Here is a 19,250-nt window from a genome sequence, read left to right as displayed (position 1 = left end):
CCCTCGGCGGCACCCTGACCAAGCTCACCAAGGACCAGGCCGAATACATCGGCGTGGACGTGGAAGGCCCGTACAAGCCGGAGCACTACCGCTACTGAGCGAACTCCGCTGTAGCAATTGACGATTCGTACGGATCCCTGGATGAAGGTTGCGGTCGCATCGATAGTCATGTCAGCCGATAACGTGTTAATCCCGCTAACCCGCGATCGATTGTTCCGGACCCAGTTGCGGACCCTCGTGTTCGCTCGAGCTCGGCCTTTCTGTATCAGTGTGCTTCAAACCGCCTGACCTGCATGTAGTTCGACGACATCGGTCGTCTACATTTGTCGACCGGCCAGCCTGATTCGAGGACTGATTGCCAGGACCAATAAGACCGTCACTGTCTAGGCATCAGGTACAGCCGTGCGTGCCGGCCGAAAACGTTGCCCGCATCCACGTCGCGGCGCTGAGTGGCATGCCGGCAAGCTCACAAGGCCCGTACAAGCCGGACCACTAACCGTTGGGAGTAGCGGTCTGTCCGAGCCGTCCCGCTCCATCGCGGCGATCGGCGACTTCGGACGCATATCGGTCCATTCGGTCTCGATGAACGTCAGAAAGTCGGCGCGGCTCGCAACACCGAATACCGAGGACCATCCCCGGGGAATCTCGGCGAAACTGGGCCACAGTGAATACCGCCCTCGTCGTTGACCAGTACTAGGAACTGGCCCAAGTCGTCATCAAACGGGTTCATTTCTCACCATCCTTCAGTAGTTCATCAACGGAATCCAGAACGGTCTCGAGCTTTTCGGCGACGGCACCGAGCGGACCGGGTTCACCGAACCCCTGGTGGGTGCAGTCAATATCGATCTCCACGATCTCGCCGCTGACGAAGTCGCTCCACATCGCTCCGAGCGGATAGTCGCCGATGCGCCTCGACGAGCCGTCCTCGTCCAAGGTAGACCGGAATACGAGCGCGTCGCCCCCGAACACAGGAGTTCGCCAATCCTCCAGCAGCGCAATATTATTCATGAAAATGCCCATGCCCCGGCCGATCACCTCCGAAAGGTCGGGTGCATCGCCGTCCTCCCCGTAAGTCTGCGAGAGCCATGCCTCGAGCACATCGACCGCCCTCTCCCGATCGAGAGCTTCCTCTGAGATATGTTCGCGTGGAATCCCATCCAGGATGGCTAGCACACCGACCTCATGCCCTCGAGCCGACAGCACACCGGCGATTGCGTGTGCTGCAACGCCTCCGAACGACCAGCCCAGCAGCAGGTACGGGCCCTCGAGCTGGGTCGCCACAATGCTGTCTGCATAGGATTCGACCATGTCGTGGAAGGACTCGGCGAGCGGATCGCCATCGAATCCCTGTGACTGAAGGGCATAGATAGGGCGATCGGGCAGCCGCCCCGCGAGCGACCGGTAGGTCCATCCGAGCCCGCCCGCCGGGTGGACGCACCACAGCGGAGTCTTGCCTCCGGCTCGGCGCAGCGCTAACACGCTGGCGAAGTGGTCGACAGCCCCGCCCTCGTCGAGGTGCGTCGCCAGCCGAGCAACCGACGGATGGTCAAAGACCGATCGGATCCCGATCTTCACCGCGAGCTCGGCCCGAATTCGGCTGACCAACCGGGTGGCGAGTAGTGAATGCCCGCCGAGCTCGAAGAAGTCGTCATCGATACCAACGCGGTCAACGCACAGCGTGGCTGCGAAGGCCTCGGCCAAGGTGTGCTCTACCGGAGTCCGCGGCGCGCGATAGGCGACCGCGGAGACGAACTCCGGAACCGGCAACGCTCGCCGATCGAGTTTTCCGTTGGCGGTCAATGGAAAACGCTCCACGACACCGATCGCCGCCGGAACCATGAACTCCGGCAGTCGTTCTCCCAGGAATGCCCGAAGCTCACCCGTGTCGAGCGGATGCCCCTCGGCTCCGACCACATACGAGACCAATCGCGTGGATCCGCCGGATTCGTGCGCCATCACTGCCGCGTGCGCGACCGTCGAATGTTCCAGAAGAACGGCTTCGACCTCGCCTGGTTCGACTCGATAGCCACGAACCTTGATCTGCTCATCGGCGCGCCCGACGTACTCGAGCACACCGCCGCGAGTCCAGCGCGCCAGGTCGCCGGATCGGTACAACCGGCCCCCGCCGACGGCGTCGAACGGATCGGCCACGAACCGCGCAGCAGTCACCCCGGCCAGTCCCGCGTACCCGCGAGCCACCTGTGCACCGCCGATGTACAGCTCGCCGATCGCACCGACCGGCACAGGCCGCAGAGCCGAATCCAGCACGTAGGTACTGATATTGCCGATCGGACGGCCGATCGGTACCGAGATGCCGGATCGGTCCTCATCGACGGATATTCCGAAGAGGCTGGTGCACACGGTAGCTTCGGTCGGGCCGTAGGCGTTGAAGATCGCCGCGCCCGGGAATCGCCGCGCAGCGACCGCCACCGAGTGAAGATCGAGCCGCTCGCCCGCGACGACGATCTCCCGGGCATCAGCAAACACCTCGTCGGCACGCGGATCCTCGACCAGTACCCGAAACAACGAGGTGGTCAGCACCAGGGAGTCCGGGCCGATCCCGGGTCCGACACTCCGAAGATCCATGACGTCCAGCAGATTCGACGTGAGCAAGACCAGGGTTCGCCCATGTGCGAGGGCAGGCCAGAGCTCGTAGACCGATGCATCAAATGTCGGCTGTGCGTGCACGAGAACCCGTTCGCCAGGGACCCCGGGCCACCCGCAGTGCACCAGGTTCGCGAGGTTGCGATGGGTGACCTGTACGCCCTTTGGCCGGCCAGTTGATCCCGAAGTGTAGATGACGTAGGCGAGATTCTCCGGGCGCACGGGTCCTCGGCGTTCGGCCGCGGTGATATTCACTGCATCCTCGACAGCGGCGACGTCGTCGAGAATCCCTTCGCTCAGTAGGGTCTCCACCACCGGCGGTAATGCTGCCGCACTCGCCCGGTCGGTCACCACAACGGCAGGCGCGGAATCGGCGAGTATCGAGGCGATGCGCTGCGCCGGATGGTTCGGGTCGATCGGCAGGTACGCTCCGCCCGCCTTCAGCACACCCAGCGCGGCAGCCACGTGTGCAGGCGAACGCCGCACGGCCACACCGACAATCGATTCGGGGCCGACGCCTCGCGCGATCAGCAGCCTCGCGGTCTGGTTGCTAATCCTGTTCAACCGATCATAGGACCAGGTTTCGCCCTCATCGGACACGATCGCCGCAGCACCCGGACGGGACTGCACCTGCCGTTCGAATAGTTCCACGACACCCGTGCCCGGGACCGCCACCGCGGTGCCGTGCGCGACCTCGAGCATCGTCCGGCGCTCGTCGGCACCGAGCACGTCCCACCGTCCCAGTGGCGCCTGCGGATCCGCGGTGGCCTGTTCGAGAACCCGCAGGAACCGCTCTGCGATCGATAGGACAGTTTCCCTGTCGAACAGGTCGGCGGCGAATTCGAAGGTTCCGGTGAAACCGCCTGCGGCGGTAAGTCCTTCGCCGACGCTCAGCAGTAGGTCGACGCGGGCCGTGGCGGTGTGCACAGGGTAGATCTCTGCCCTCGATCCGGCGAAATCGAGATCGGGCAACTCATTGTTCTGATACGCGAACATCACCTGGAAGAGTGGATGGTGGTCGGCAGACCGCGGCGGGTTCAGCAGTTCGACGAGTCGCTCGAAGGGAACGTCCTGATTCTCGTAGGCAGCCAGTGCTTTTCGTCGAACACGATGCACGATCGTCGAGAACGACGGGTGTCCGGAAAGGTCGGCTCGCAGTACCCAGGTGTTGACGAAGAACCCCACCAGGTCGTCAAGCGCCGCATCGGTACGGCCGGCGATCGGCGAACCGATCGCGATATCTTCGCCGCCCCCCATCGTGTTGAGTAGGACCGCGAACCCCGATTGCAAGACCATCGCCGTAGTCGCACCCAGCGTGCGCGCGAGCTCTTCGACCCGCGAACGCAATTCGGGCGCAACCTCGAAATCCACGATATCGCCTCGATGGGTCACGACGCGCGGGTGCGGCCGGTCGACCGGCAGCGACAGCCGGTCGGGAAGTCCGGCGAGTTCCCCACGCCAGTATTCGAATTGCCGACTGAGAAGACTGTCGGGATCCGGCTGCTGTCCCAGGAGTTCGTGCTGCCACAGCGTGTAATCCGCATATTGCACCGGTAGCGGACGCCACTGCGGCGGCGATCCGGCTCGACGCGCACTGTAGGCCGTGCCGAGGTCCCGCAGCAACGGCGCGAGGGACCAACCGTCGCCGGCGATGTGATGCAGCACCAGGACGAGGACGTGATCACCGGCCGCGCTATGGATCACCGCACCGCGCACCGGGATCTCGGAACCAAGGTCGAACGTGGCGGCGGCCTCGCGTGTCACCAGCTCCGCCAGAACGGACTCGGAGGTCGCGGTATAGATCGAGAGCTGTATGTCCACCTCGTCTGGGTCCCGCACTACCTGCCTCGGAACGCCGTCGAATTCTGTGAATACCGTACGCAGGACCTCGTGGCGACCAACCACATCACCGAGTGCGGCCTCGAGCGCCGGGAGGTCCAGCTCGCCGGACAGCCGAAGCGCCATAGGCAGGTTGTAGGTCGCCGACGGCCCGTCGAGGCGGTGGATGAACCACAGTCGCCGCTGTGCGAATGACAGCGGAACCACTCGAGAGCGTTCGTAGGCCGCCAGCGCCGACCGGGCTCGGGTTGCGTCGCCGATGCGCGACGCGAGCTCGGCGGGCGTGCGGCACTCGAAGACCCGTCGAATCTCGACCTCGACGCCCAGTTCCATCCGGATGCGGCTCACCAGACGCGTCGCCAGCAGCGAATGCCCGCCCAAGTCGAAGAAATCGTGATCGAGGCCGACGTCGTCGACGCCCAGCACGGCGGCGAACAGATCTACAAGGACCTGTTCGACACGGGTACCGGCGGCTCGGTAGGCCACCGCCGAGTCGTATGTCGGCGCGGGCAACGCGCGCCGGTCGAGTTTGCCGTTGGCGGTCAATGGGAAGCGGTCCACAATCATGATCGCGGTGGGAACCATGAAAGAAGGCAAGCGGTTGTCGGCGAACCGGCGCAACTCGGCGGGCGTCACCGAATCCTGATCGGCCACGGTCACATAACCGACCAGGTCCGGCAAACCGGAGGCGGATTCCCGGGCGAACACGACCGCCCGCTCCACCATCGGGTGCCGTTTCATGGCCGCCTCGACCTCCCCAGGTTCGATCCGATGTCCGCGAACCTTGATCTGCTCGTCGATCCGGCCGACGTAGTCGAGTATCCCTTCTGGCGACCAGCGCACCAGGTCCCCGGTGCGATACAGGCGTTCGCCCGGCACGTGTGCGAACGGATCGGCTACGAATCGCGAAGCCGTCGAAACCGGAAGCCCCACATATCCTCTCGCCACGTGTGCGCCACCGATGTACAGCTCACCGACAACCCCCGGCGGCACCGGGCGCAGCCCGGAATCGAGCACGTATACCCGGGTATTGCCAAGCGGCGTACCGATCGGCACCGACGCGCCCTCGGCGATCGGCGTGGAACCCACGACGTGGGCGGTGGCGTAGAAGGTCTCCGTCGGACCGTAACCGTTGATCAGTCGAGTCCCCGGCCACACTTGCTTCACCTTGTCGGCCAACGACTTCGGGAGCACCTCGCCCGCGAGGACAATCGTATCGGTATCGACCCGGTCACCGATCCGATCGATGATCGCCGCCAGCGCAGAGGGCACCGCGCAAATCATGCCGCCGCGCCATCGATCCTGTTCGGCAAGTGCGAGGATATCCCGGACGATGTCCACGGTGCCGCCGGCGCACAGGGTCGCGAAGATCTCGAAGACCGACACGTCGAACGACACCGAGGTGCCGGCGAGCACATGCGGAGAGCGATCCTCGCCGTATAGCTCTCGCATCACGACCATCGCGTTCGCCACGCTCGAGTGCGTGATCGCGACGCCCTTGGGCGCGCCGGTCGTGCCGGAGGTATAGATCACGTATGCCAGGTTGCCGGGGTGCACCGTGCAAGCAGGCATCTGCCCGCCGTCATCGAAACCCTCGTACGCCCGCTCGATCCGCAGAAGATCCAGGCCCGCGGGTAGGCTTCCCGCCGCGAAGTCGGCGTCATCTGTCAGCAGGCACGTCGGATTCGCGTTCGCAAGGATGTAGCGAATTCGATCCGGCGGATACGCCGGATCGATGGGCACGTAGGCGCTTCCGGCCTTCAGCACCCCCAATAGCCCGGCAATCAGATCCGCCGAGCGCCGGATCATGACGGCAACGATCGTCTCGGGTCCGGCGCCGTGCGCCAGGATCGCCCCGGCGACGCGGTTCGCCCGCAGCTCAAGTTCACGATAGGTCCACATGAGGCCGCCATACCGGACCGCTGGTGCCTCCGGATGCTCGGCCACCCGTCGCGCGAACAGGTCCACCAAGGTCGGATTGGCACCGACGTCCGCCGCTGTGTCGTTCCATGTCGCGAGGATCCGTCGTCGCTCCACTTGATCGAGGAGTTCGATCGAGGACACGGTCGGCGCCGACTCCGCAATCAGTTGTTCGACGACCCGGACGAATCGATCGGCGAGATCGGAGACCGATGCCCGGTCGAAAACATCAGTCGCGTACTGGAATACGAGTCGCAGATCGGGTGTCGCAGCCGCAATGAGGGCCAGCGGATAGGAGGTGCCGTCCTCGACCTCGAAGTCCATGACAGCCAGGCCGCCGCTCTCCGCCGATGTCCGGATCGCCACGTCGTCGACCGGATACGACTCGAAGACAATCACCGTGTCGAACAGCGGATTCAGTCCGGTTCGCCGATGGATTGCGCTCAGGTCGTAGTGGTGGTGATCGAGCAGGGCGCCCTGGCCGTTCTGCAACGCGGTCAGAAGCTCTGTCACCTCGCGGTCCCCGGACAGGTCGACCCTCACGGGAATCGTGTTGACGAAGACCCCGACCATCGAATCTGCGCCATTCAGATCGGCTGGGCGGCCAGAAATCGTGGCACCGAAAACCACATCACGCTGTCCTGTGAGCTTGGCCAGCAGGATTGCCCACGCGCATTGCACGACGGTGTTGACTGTGATGCGCAGCTCGGCCGCATAGGCGGTTAGCTGCTGGGAGACGCTGTCGGGCAGCGGAAGGGCGACCCGATCGATCCCCGGAGTATCGTGCCGATCACGATCCGCGGCCCGCAGCACGGGCTCTAGCAGCGTAGGTTCGGTTATCCCTGCCAGTGCCGCGTCCCATGCCTCCTCGGCGGCGACACGGTCCCGCTGTGACAGCCACACCAGATAGTCCCGATAGTCCGGCACGGGTGGCAAAGCGCGGAGATCTCCCTCGAAGGCGTAGAGCCGCAATAGATCCCGCATCATCAATGGCAGCGACCAACCGTCGAATACCAGGTGATGAATCGTCAGGGCGATGTGCGCGCGCCGGGGTCCGGTGCGGACGACGGCCAGTCTCAGCAACGGCGGGGTGCCGAGATCGAAGTGGGTCTCGCGGTCTCGTTGCGCCAATTCGGCGAGAATGGCGGCCACGTCGGCATCCGGTAGCTCACTCAGATCGAGGAGCTGCCAGGGCAACTCCACACCGTCGACGACGACTGCGACCGGGTTGCCTTGGGGGGCATCGACATACGCGGTTCGCAGGCTGGGGTATCGCTCCATCAGGGCTTGTCCCGCCCGACGTAGCCGGTCCGCGTCCACGGCGGAGTCGATCCTCATCGTGAGCCGAATCTGATATGGATCGAATGCGGATTCGGCTAGTTGGGAATGGAACAAGAACCCGGCCTGCATGGACGTCACCGGCCACACGTCGACCAGGCCGCGATAACGCGTTTCGAGCGCTTCGATGCCCACCTGATCCAATGGCACCAGGGGCAGATCCGACGGGGTCAGCCCACCGGTTGCCACGGTGCCCACGTAACGGGCAAGCCCGTCCAGCGCAGTACGCCACCCATCAGCCAGCTGCCGCACGGTCTCCCGCGAGAGTACTCCGGTCGGAAACGCGAAGACGGCGCGTAGCTCCGGCCCCCGGTCGGTGTCGACAGCTATCGCATTGATGTCCAGGGCCGCTACCGCGGGCATCATCGGATCGAGCGCTGGGCCCCCAAACCGGCCCGGAGTCGGCGTCCAGCCGCCACCCTCGGCATCGGTGCGCGCGCTGGGATCGGCGAACCGGCCCAAATAATTGAAGCTGATCTCGCTAGCCGCCGATTGCCCCAGCAGTGGTGCTGTATCTGGATTCAAGTACCGCAGCAGCCCGAAGCCGATCCCACTGTCCGGGACGGCACGCACTTGCTCCTTGATCCGCTTGATCAGGACCCCGGCCGCGGCGCCACCCGCGCACGCGTCGTTCACATTCAGGTCGCCGACATCCAGCAGGACGGGAAAGACCGAGGTGAACCAGCCGACCGTACGACTGAGATCGGCGCCCGGGACGGCGTCCTCGTCGCGGCCGTGGCTTTCCAGTTGGATCCGCATTGGCTCGATGGCGGCATTGTGGTCGTGCCGCCACTGCGCGATGGATATGGCCAGGGCCGCCAGCAATCCGTCATTGGCGCTAGTGCGGAAGAGGGCTGGAAGCGTGGTCAGTACCGCCTCGCTAACCACGGCGGGGATCTCGACTTCGATCCTGTCGATGGTAGCGACCACATCCACGGCCGGGTTCAGCACGCGTGCCCCCAATGCCGAGCCTGGCGAGTCCAGAATCGATAGCCATTGTCCCAGTTCGGATTCGCGTCTGCTCGAGGTGGCATCCGCGAGCACTGCGTGAGACCAGCGTCGTAAGGAGGTACCAACGGCAGGCAACGCCGGGTCGTTCCCCGCGCGGAGCCCGGACCACGCGGCCATCAGATCCGGCAGCAGAATCCGCCACGACACACCGTCGATCACCAGGTGGTGGGCGACGAAGCCCAGGTGGCCGGGCTGGTCCGGTCCACGGTCGAACCATACGAATTGCAACATGACGCCATCGAGCGGGCGCAGTCGCAGCGCCGCAGCATCGATCTCGACCGTGATCGTCCGCTCCGCCGCATCGGAATCGGCCAGTTCGACACGCTTGAGGCATGCCTCGATGTCCACCGTGCCCGGGGGCAGCATCTCTATGCCCTGCCCGCGGTCGTCTTCAACCAGACGCGAGCGCAATCCGTCATGGTGATTGACGACCGCGGTGAGTGTGGCCACCAGTGCGGCACGGTCGATTCCGCGGGGCAGATCCAGCAACAACGACTGGGAGAAGGCCGCGAATCCGGCCTGGTGCCGACCGACCCATCGGGCGACCGGCAGCAACGGCGCCCAGCCCAGGCCGCCTCCGGGCAACTCGTCCAGTGAAGGGCCGGTGTCGCGGCGGTCTGCCGCTAGGGCGGCCAGCGAGGCAATCGTGCGGTGCTGGAACACTTCTCGCGGAGAGAGCACCACTCCGGCCATCCGCGCACGCGATACGACCTGGATCGAGCGGATGCTGTCGCCGCCGACCTCGAAGAAGTCGTCGTCGATACCGACCCGGTCCACGCCCAGCACGTCGGCGAATACATCCGCGAGCACCTGCTCCGCGGTTGCGCGCGGTGCACGGTAGGCGGCAGTCGACACGAATCGAGGTTCGGGCAGCGCGCGTTTATTGATCTTTCCGTTGGCCGTCACGGGGAATCGATCCAGGACTACGACCGCGGCGGGAACCATGAACTCGGGGAGTCGGGCGCCGACGAAGCGCCGAACGTCACGGGAGTCGAGGTCACCCGATCTCGACAGCGCCGGCGTGACATACGCGATCAGCCTGTCATCTCTGGCGACCACGATCGCCTGCCCGACCCCAGGATGAGCCGCCAGAACTGACTCGACCTCGCCCGGTTCGATGCGGAAGCCTCGGATCTTCACCTGGTCGTCTACCCGGCCGACGAATTCGAGGAACCCCGCCGTGTTCCACCTGACCATATCGCCGGTCCGGTACATCCGCCCGCCACCGGCGCGGTCGAAGGGATCTGCGACGAATCTGGTCGCGGTCAGTGCCGACCGCCTCAGGTAGCCGCGCGCCAATTGACCGCCCGCTACATATAGTTCTCCGGCTATGCCCACCGGGACCGGCCGCATTCCAGCGTCGAGCACGTAGACCCGTGTGCCCGCCATCGGACCGCCGATGGGAACCGGCCCGTCGTCATTCGCGGATACCGCGAACGAGGTGACGGCGACGGTCGCCTCCGTCGGCCCGTATAGATTCCGGATCCCGATCTCGGGCCTGGCCGAGGTGGTTCGGCGGGCGGCGAGCGGGTCGAGCAGATCGCCGCCGGTGTGTATCTCGGTCAACGATCTCAGCGCGCCCGTTTCCGAGTCGGCGGCGATGATGTCGGCGAGCCCCGCCATGATCGCGGGTGACACGAAGATCTTCGAAATCTGGTGCCGCTGAATCAATGCGGCCATGTCCGTCGGGGTCGATGAACCCGGCTCGGCGACAACCAATGAACCACCCGAGGCGAGCGTCGGCCAGATTTCATATGTCGATGCGTCGAAGGCCGTCGTCGAATGCACCAGCACCGACTCCCTAACCTCCGGTCGCCAGGCGTTGGGTACGAGGCGGGCGATATTTCCCTGGCTGACCACGACGCCCTTCGGAGTGCCGGTGGACCCGGAGGTGTAGATGACGTATGCGGGGTGCGCGGACTCGACGGGGTACCGGCGTTCGTTGTCTGTGACGGTCGAATCATCCTGCACCGCAGCAGATTCGATGATGTTCTCGGTGTCGACAATCAGGATCGGGTCGGCGTCGGACAGCATGAACGCCATGCGGTCCGGCGGATAGTCCGGGTCGATGGGCAGATAGGCGGCACCGGCTTTCAGCACTGCGAGCAGGGTGACGACCAATCGGCTCGACCGCGGCAGGGCGACGGCAACGATCGTCTCCGGTCCTGCTCCGCGCTCGATCAGCAGGCGCGCGACCTGGTTGGCTCGGGCGTGCAGCTCGCGGTATGTCAGCTGCTCGGCGCCGGAGATAACGGCGATGGCCTCGGGTGTCCTGACGGCCTGCGTTTCCAGCTGCTCCAGGATCGTCGACGACGAATATTCTTGCGCCGCAACGGCAGCACCGCTCCATACGCCAAGGACTCGTTCACGCTCGGCATCGTCGAGCAGGTCGACGGTGCCGACCGCGAGAGTGGGCGCGGCCACCAGCGTGCCCAATACCCACAGGAAGCGAGCCGCGAGCCGCTCGACCGTGACCCGGTCGAACAAATCGGTGGCGAATTCGACGGATCCGGCCCAGCCTCCGCCTAGAGCGTTCACGGACGGGTCGTCGGTGAACGTGAACGACAGGTCGAATCGAGACGTGTAAGCGGGCAGGGCGATGGCAACGGTCTCCACACCCGGGATCTCGAGCTCGTAAGGGCGGTTGTTCTGGAAGGCCAAGGCGACCTGGAACAGTGGATGATGCGCCGTCGAACGGTTCGGGTTGAGTAGTTCGACCAGCAGTTCGAAGGGCAGGTCCTGATTCACGTATGCGGCCAGGGCCTTGTCTCGCACTTGGGCGAGCAGGTCATCGAAGGAGGCCGATGCGGTGATCCGCGCACGCAAGACCCAGGTATTAATGAAGCAGCCCACCAGCTCGTCGAGCGCCTCGTCAGTTCGTCCGGCGATCGGTGAGCCGATCGGGATGTCTTCACCCGCACCAAGTTTGAACAACATCACCGCCAATGCCGCCTGCAGCGCCATCACCGGGGTCGCTCCCGCCGCGGCGGCCAGGCGCTCCACCGCTAGGCGCATCGACCGGTCGATGGTGAACGGCACCGTTTCACCGTGATGGGTGGCTTCGCGAGGCCGGGAGTAATCGAGCGGCAGGCGGATCAGATCGGGCAGCTCCGCCAGTTCCCGCTGCCAGTAGGCCAACTGACCCGACAGCATGCTCTCCGGATCGGAGGCGTCGCCCAGCAACTCGCGCTGCCACAGCGTGTAGTCCACATACTGAACCGGCAACGACTGCCACCTCGGCGCGTACCCGTCCCGGCGAGCCCGATACGCGAGGGCAAGATCGCGGAACAGAGGCGTCACCGACCAGCCGTCGCCCGCGATGTGATGCAGTACCAGCACCAGCGTGTGATCTCCTGCGGGCCCGCGAATCACCCACCCACGTACCGGAAGCTCGGACTCGATGTCGAATTCGTGATCGGCCGCGCGCCGCACCAGGTCGGCAAGCTCCGCCTCCGTGTCGGCGGTTGCCACGACCAGCGGCGATCCGATATCGACGACCGGGCGGACGATCTGGACCGGTACGCCGTCGATCTCGTCGAATGTCGTCCGCAGTGACTCGTGCCTGTCGAGGACATCCCTTACTGCGGCGATGAGCGCGATGATGTCCAGCTCACCGATCAAGCGCGCCGCCATCGACATGTTGTAGGTGGCCGATGGTCCCTTGAGCCGGTGGATGAACCACAGCCGCCGCTGGGCGAACGACAGTGGAACCGCATCGGGCCTCTGGCATCGCGCCAATGCCGGACGCACGGTTTGTGACACGTTGAGCCGTCCGGCAAGCTCGGCGACCGTAGGGCAGTCGAAGATCGTCCGGATCGGCACCTCGACACCCAACTCGGCACGAATTCTACTGGCCAGGCGAGTTGCGAGCAGCGAATGCCCGCCCAGGTCGAAGAACGAATCATCGATACCGACTCGTGCCAGACCCAGTACCGCCGCGAACATCCCGGCCAGGTGCTCCTCCACGGGTACGCGCGGAGCGCGATAGCGGTCGGCTGCACCGAACTGTGGATCCGGCAGCGCCCCCCGGTCCAGTTTTCCGTTGGGCGTCAGCGGGAACCGATCGAGAACCACAATCGCGGCGGGCACCATATACTCTGGCAGAGTTTTCGCCGCATGACGGCGGATGTCGGCGGCGAGCAGTCCACCACGAGGCGTATTGGTGTACCGCGCGGACTCCGCCAGCGGCGAATCCGGCAGGTACACATCGGTCACCGGCCCCGACGCCGGGAGCACCGCGCTCCGTGCACCCGCGCACAGCTCGTCACAGACCCGTTGCCCTACCAATTCGACTTCCGCGCCGACGTCGCTGTCCGTCGTGTCATCGGCCGTGACGTATCCGATGAGCTGTTTTCCCTCTCCATCGGCACTCTCGCGGGCAACGACCACCGCCGCAGTGACCGCCGGGTGCGCCGCGATCGCCGCTTGAATCTCGCCGGGCTCTATGCGGAATCCCCGAAGCTTCAGTTGGTCGTCGGCGCGGCCGAGATAGTCGAGGGCGCCCTGCGTGGTCCAACGCACCACATCGCCGGTCCGATACAGCCGCCCCGCGCCACTCGGATCGAACGGGTCGGCAACAAATCGTGCGGCCGTCAACCCGGCGCTCCCCAGATAGCCGCGGGCCAGTTGTTCCCCGGCCACATACAGTTCACCGGCGACCCCAGCCGGTACCGGCCGCAACCATCCGTCGAGCACATAGGCCCGCACACCCGGGAGCGGAACGCCGATCGAGACGGCGGTGATCCCGGGTTCGATGGGTTGACCGGTGACTATGACCGTTGCCTCGGTCGGACCGTAGCCATTGACGATGCGAACACCGGGCAACTCGGTTCCGATTCGCTCCACAAGGGCGTCGGTCAATGCCTCGCCGATGAAAACGATCGTCTCGCAGCGTAGCTGTATATCCGCACGGCCCAGCAATGCCACGAACGCGGACGGAACAGTGCTGAGCAGGGTGCCGGTCCAGCCACCGCGGTCAATCAGCGCCAGAATGTCGTCGACCACCTCCAGCCGGGCTCCAACGCCGAGGGCCGTGAAGATCTCGAGCACCGAGACGTCGAACGCCACCGATGTGCTCGCGAGTACGCTGGCACTGCTGGTCATTCCGGTTCTAGCGGCGAGTTCGGCCAACGCCGCCGCCACATTCCGCTGCGTGATCACCACGCCCTTTGGGCGGCCGGTGGATCCGGAGGTATAGATGACGTAGGCCGGATGCAGTGGCTCGAGGGGGCGGCGGCGTTCGCTATCGGTGATCGGCTCGCTGTCGCGCCGCGCGACCGATATCATCGTCCCGGGGTTGTCGAGGACGAGAACCGGCGGTGGCGTGGTGAGGCTCAGCTCAGCGACCCGCCCGGCCGGTGCGGTCTCGGTGATCACCAGCACCGGAGCGCAATCGGTGAGGATGAAGCCGATCCGGTCCGCCGGATAGTCCCAATCGATCGGAAGATACGCGCCACCCGCCTTCAGCACCGCCAGAAGCGCGACGATCAGTTCACTCGACCGGGGCAAGGCCACGGCGACAATAGTTTCCGGACCGACCCCGTAGTCGATGAGCACGCGCGCGAGCCGATTGGCGCTCGCATGCAGCTCATCGTAGGTCAATTCCCGTGGTCCCGAGACCAAGGCGACAACGTCGGGGGTGACGGTGGCCTGCCTGTCGAGCAGTCCGGTCAGAGTGGCGGCAGCGGGTTCGGCGTGGGCTTCCGCTGCCCCGCTCCACAATTCGAGAATTCGGCCGCGCTCACCATCGCTCAGGATTTCGGCGGCACCGATTGGCCGGTCAGGAGCGGCCGTCAGTGCCGAGAGCAGGCGCACGAACCGCTCCACGAGTTGCTCAACGGTGCCGCGGTCGAACAAGTCGGTCGAGTATTCAACGAACCCGATCCAGCCCGCCGTACCGGACACGTCGGCAATGCTGAAGAACAGGTCGAACCGGGACGTGCTGGTCAATACGAAGCGCGGTGTGACAGGGTCGCCACCGAGATCCAATGTCGGCCAGCCGTTATTCTGGAAAGCTAGCGCGACCTGAAACAGCGGATGATGCGCCGGCGATCGGACCGGGTTCAGCAGTTCGACCAAGAGCTCGAAGGGAAGATCCTGGTTCGTGTACGCTTCCAGGGCCTTGTCCCGAACCTGCCACACGATGTCGGAAAACGATGCCGTCGGCTTCACAGCGGTCCGCAATACCCAGGTATTGATGAAGAACCCGACCAGCTCGTCGAGGGCCTCGTCCGTCCGGCCCGCGATCGGTGAACCGATCGAAATATCCTCGCCAGCACCGAGTTTGAACAACAGGACCGTCAGCGCCGCCTGTAGCACCATAGATGGTGTCGCACCTGTCGCCGCCGCGAGGTCCTCGATCCTCCGCCGCAACCCGGCATCGATAACGAGCTCGATCGCATCGCCGCGATAGGAGGCGATCCGCGGGCGAGGCCGATCTGCGGGCAGCCGAATCACATCCGGGAGTCCGGCCAGTTCCGCACGCCAGTAAGCGAATTGGGTGGCGATGACGCTGTCGGAATCTGCCGGGTCCCCCAGCAGGTCGCGCTGCCACAGGGTGTAGTCGACGTACTGCACCGGCAGCGGCCGCCAGGTAGGCGCGTATCCGGCGCGGCGGGCCCGATATGCGGCCCCGAGGTCCCGCAGCAAGGGCGCGAGCGACCATCCGTCACCCGCGATGTGATGCAGCACCAGGACCAGCACATGCCCCTCGACCACCGAGGTCACGACGTCCCGGCAGCGTAGAAGGCGTACATGCACCGGGAATTCGGCCGCCAGATCGAATGGATACCGGACCGCCTCCGACACCGCGTCATCGACGGCGTCGTCGTAGATCGCGGCTACCGACACAGGCAGCGCGAAGGCGTCCACATCCAGTACCCGCTGTGCGGCAATACCGTCGGTTTCGGTGAACACGGTGCGCAAGCTCTCGTGCCTAGCAAGGAGATCACCGATCGCGGAAGTCATTGCCGCCGCGTCCACATCCTCGGACAGCCGCAGTACCAGCGGCATGTTGTAGGTCGCCGATGGCCCCTCGAGCCGGTGGATGAACCACAGCCGTCCCTGAGCGTACGACAATGGCACCTGGAGTGGCCGCTGTTCGGTCCTGACCAGTGGAACGCGACCACCGCCGCTGTCGGACAGTTGGGTCGCCAACTCGGCGACAGTGGGGCGGTCGAAGACCGCGCGCACCGGAATCTCGACGCCCAACTCCGACCGGATCTTGCTCACCAAGCGCGTAGCCAGTAGCGAATGGCCGCTCAAATCGAAGAACGAGTCGTCGATGCCAACGCGGTCCACACCCAGCACGTCCGCGAACAGCGCCGACAGCAACGCCTCGGCGCGGGTACCGGGAGCGCGATAGAGCGCAGTCGCATGGAATTGCGGATCCGGCAATGCGTCCCTGTCGAGTTTCCCGTTCGGCGTCAACGGGAATCGGTCGACAACGACCACCGCAGCCGGCACCATGAACGCGGGCAGCCGGTCGGCAACGTGACGTCGCAACTCGATCGCGAGCGATCCGATGTCCGCCTCGAGCACCCGGCGCGGGTCGAGCTCTCGGATATGCGCGCCCGCCGCATCCCGCATCTCCGCGAGCGGAATGGGCTGCCCGGTGTAGCTGCTGTTCCACCCGGTGAAGTCGGCATCGGACTCGAAAGATGAAGGACCCGAATACGACTCTTTGTAGACGCGCTGCCACTGGTCGAAAAGCTCGGTCTCCCCGTTGCCGCCTCTCCCCCGCACCGATTCGTCCGTCGTCACGTATCCGATCAGCTGTCTTCCGCCACCCGTCGAGCTCCCTCGAGCGACCACCACCGCACGCGATACCGCTGGATGCGCTTCGAGCACCGAGGTGACCTCGCCGGGTTCGATCCGGAAGCCTCGAATTTTCACCTGGTCATCGCTACGGCCCACATACTCCAGTCGGCCGTCCGCGGTCCAACGTACGACGTCACCGGTGCGATACAGCCGACCGCCACCCGCCAGGTCGAACGGATCCGCGACAAATCGGGAGGCCGTCAAACCTGCACGCCCCAGGTACCCGCGGGCCAATTGAGTACCGGCCACATACAGTTCGCCAGATACGCCTACCGGCACCGGACGCAACCAGCCGTCCATTACATAGGCCCGCAGGCTCGACAAGGGAACGCCGATCGGGCTGGCATTCGACTGCGAATGCTCGGCGGCGAGTTCGAGGTGGGTGACATGCACGGTCGTCTCGGTGATGCCATACATGTTGATCAGCACAGGAGCCGCGGAATCCGCCCGATAGGCATGCCATTCCGTGAGCCTTTCCGGGTCGAGCGCCTCACCGCCGAAGACAACCATGCGCAACCGCGCCTCCGCCTCGACGGACGGCAACTCGGCGATCAGTCCGTAGAACGCCGACGGCGTCTGGTTCAGGATCGTGACCCCCGTCGCTATGAGCTCTCGCCAGAGGGCCCGGGGTGACCGGACGATCTCGCTTGAAATCACCACCAGCCGGCTGCCGTGCGCCAGTGCACCCCAGATCTCCCACACCGAGAAGTCGAACGCCTGTGAATGGCACCAGGCCCACACGTCATCGCGTGTGAATCCGCATCGGTCGGCGGTGGCGGAGAACAAGGCCCGGACATTGCGGTGGGTGACGACGACGCCCTTCGGCGTCCCGGTCGAGCCCGAGGTATAGATGACGTAGGCGGGATGCGAAGGCCATAGCGGATTTCGGCGCTCAGTTTCGGCAATCTTCGAATCTCTTTGTGCCGCAATCGTGACAGCGGTGCCATCGGCATCGATGGCCAGGACGGGCGGCGCCGTGTCCCCTGCGAGGCGCGGGATCGCGGCAGCCTGCTCGCCATTGGCGATGACCAGTGCAGGACGGGCAGGGGTCAGAATGTGATCGAGCCGTTCACGCGGATAGGCCGGGTCCACGGGCAGGTACGCCCCGCCGGCCTTCCACACCGCAAGCAGGGCGACGATCAACTCCATCGACCGCGGCAATACGACGGCCACAATCGATTCCGGGCCGACGCCGTGTTCGATGAGCACACGAGCCAGCTGATTCGCCCGCGCGTGCAGCTCGCGATACGAAAGTTGTTCCGTCCCCGACACAAGGGCGATTGCGCCGGGGGCGGCCTCGACTTGCCGTTCGAGCATGTCGACAACCGTCGTGGCGTCGGCTGGGACCTCTAACGCCACGCCGCTCCAGCTCAGGATTCGGGCGCGCTCACCGGCATCGAGCAGCTGTACCGATCCGACCGGCGCGGACGGATCCAGTACTGCGCGATCGAGATACGCGACGAGCGTTCTCACGAAGAGTTCGAGATCGGCGTCGGAGTAGAAGCGAGAGCTGGCCTCGATAGTCACGAATCCGTCCGACGATAAGCCCGCGGGAAACTGGAAGAAGATCGACAGGTCACCCGCGATCCCAGTGGAGCCGATGTGGGGGGCCGCGGCTTCGGCGGACGGGAGCATGGTGTCGGGATAGGAGATCACATTGACCGATGGGCCGAAGGGGTTTCGCCCACTGTCCGCGAGGTCCAGGTCGCGGCGAATATTCACCAGACCGTACCGAGAATGGCGGCGGGCGGCGCCGAGGTGGTGCTGTACCTGCGCGGCGACGGCGAGGAGAGAGTCACCGAAATTCATTTCGATCGGTACCGGGATCGAGTCGGCCAGCAGGCAGGGCGTATTCTTAATGGCCCCACGACGATTCGAGACCGGGACCTGGAGGCAGAACTGACCACGTCCAGTGAGCGACCACGAGAGCGCGGCTCCCACCGCGATCAGCAGACACGGAAGCGCCAGTCGTTCGGCGGCCCCCGCCTTCGCTAGCTGGTCGAGGATGTGAGCCGGGATCGCGGCCCCGCGGGAGAGGCAGGATTCGGCCTGTGCCGGGTTCCCGCTTCCAGGCAGCGCGAGCGGCTCCACGTCCGGGGGCAGCAGCGCCGCCCAATACTCCTGCGCTGCTCTTCGTGCGGCGGCGTGGAAACCGTGCTCGTGTTCGAGGACTTCCTGCTGACCGGCGAACACCGCGGGCTCGATACTCGAACCCGACACCAGGGCGGCATAGACGTCGAGTACGCGCTGCACCCAGATCAGGACACTGACTCCGTCCATGATCAGGTGGTGGAACGTGACATAGAGATAGTAGTGACCCGCGTCGAGCCGCAGAAGATGTGCCCGCAGCAGCCGATCGTGTTCGGGATCGAAAGCCACCTCGGACTCGGTCGCCATGAATCTGTCCGCGGCATACTCGGCATCGTCGTTGCCGCCAAGATCGTGGAATCCGATGGACAACTCGTCGCGGTCACGCTCCACCAGCCACGCCCGGCCACCCTCACGCACCACATTCACACGAAGCGTCCGTGACTCCCGCCACACGTGGCGCATGGCATCGAACAGTACTCCGGGATCGATCTCGGCATGCAGGTCGATGTACCCGAATTGATTGCCAACCAGACCGCGGTCGAGGTCCTCGGCGAGCAGCAGTTCGCGCTGAGCCGCAGTCAGTTCAAGCCGGGTTCGATCACGCTGCATTATTGGTCCAATCCTCGAAG

General features: G+C 65.0%; 3 protein-coding genes. 1 reads left to right on the top strand and 2 read right to left on the bottom strand.

Going from position 1 to position 19,250, the window contains the following annotated elements:
• Positions 1–98, top strand: a 98-nt coding sequence (locus tag IRT45_RS20785) for an adenosylhomocysteinase (protein ID WP_194807494.1), incomplete at its 5' end; no start/stop codon positions are given.
• Between the two features lie 285 nt (positions 99–383).
• On the opposite strand, the gene IRT45_RS38055 is transcribed toward IRT45_RS20785, so the two are convergent.
• On the bottom strand, positions 384–644 hold the full coding sequence (locus tag IRT45_RS38055) for a hypothetical protein (RefSeq protein ID WP_375540132.1): 261 nt from the start codon (positions 642–644) through the stop codon (positions 384–386).
• Positions 645–726: 82 nt separating this feature from the next.
• A complete protein-coding gene (locus tag IRT45_RS20775) occupies positions 727–19,230 on the bottom strand; it encodes a non-ribosomal peptide synthetase (RefSeq protein ID WP_194807493.1) in 18,504 nt (6,167 codons plus the stop codon).
• Between the last annotated feature and the right edge of the window lie 20 nt (positions 19,231–19,250).

It is taken from the genome of Nocardia sp. BSTN01, assembly GCF_015354405.1.
Taxonomy (GTDB): domain Bacteria; phylum Actinomycetota; class Actinomycetes; order Mycobacteriales; family Mycobacteriaceae; genus Nocardia.
This window is presented reverse-complemented; position numbering and strand designations above follow the sequence as displayed.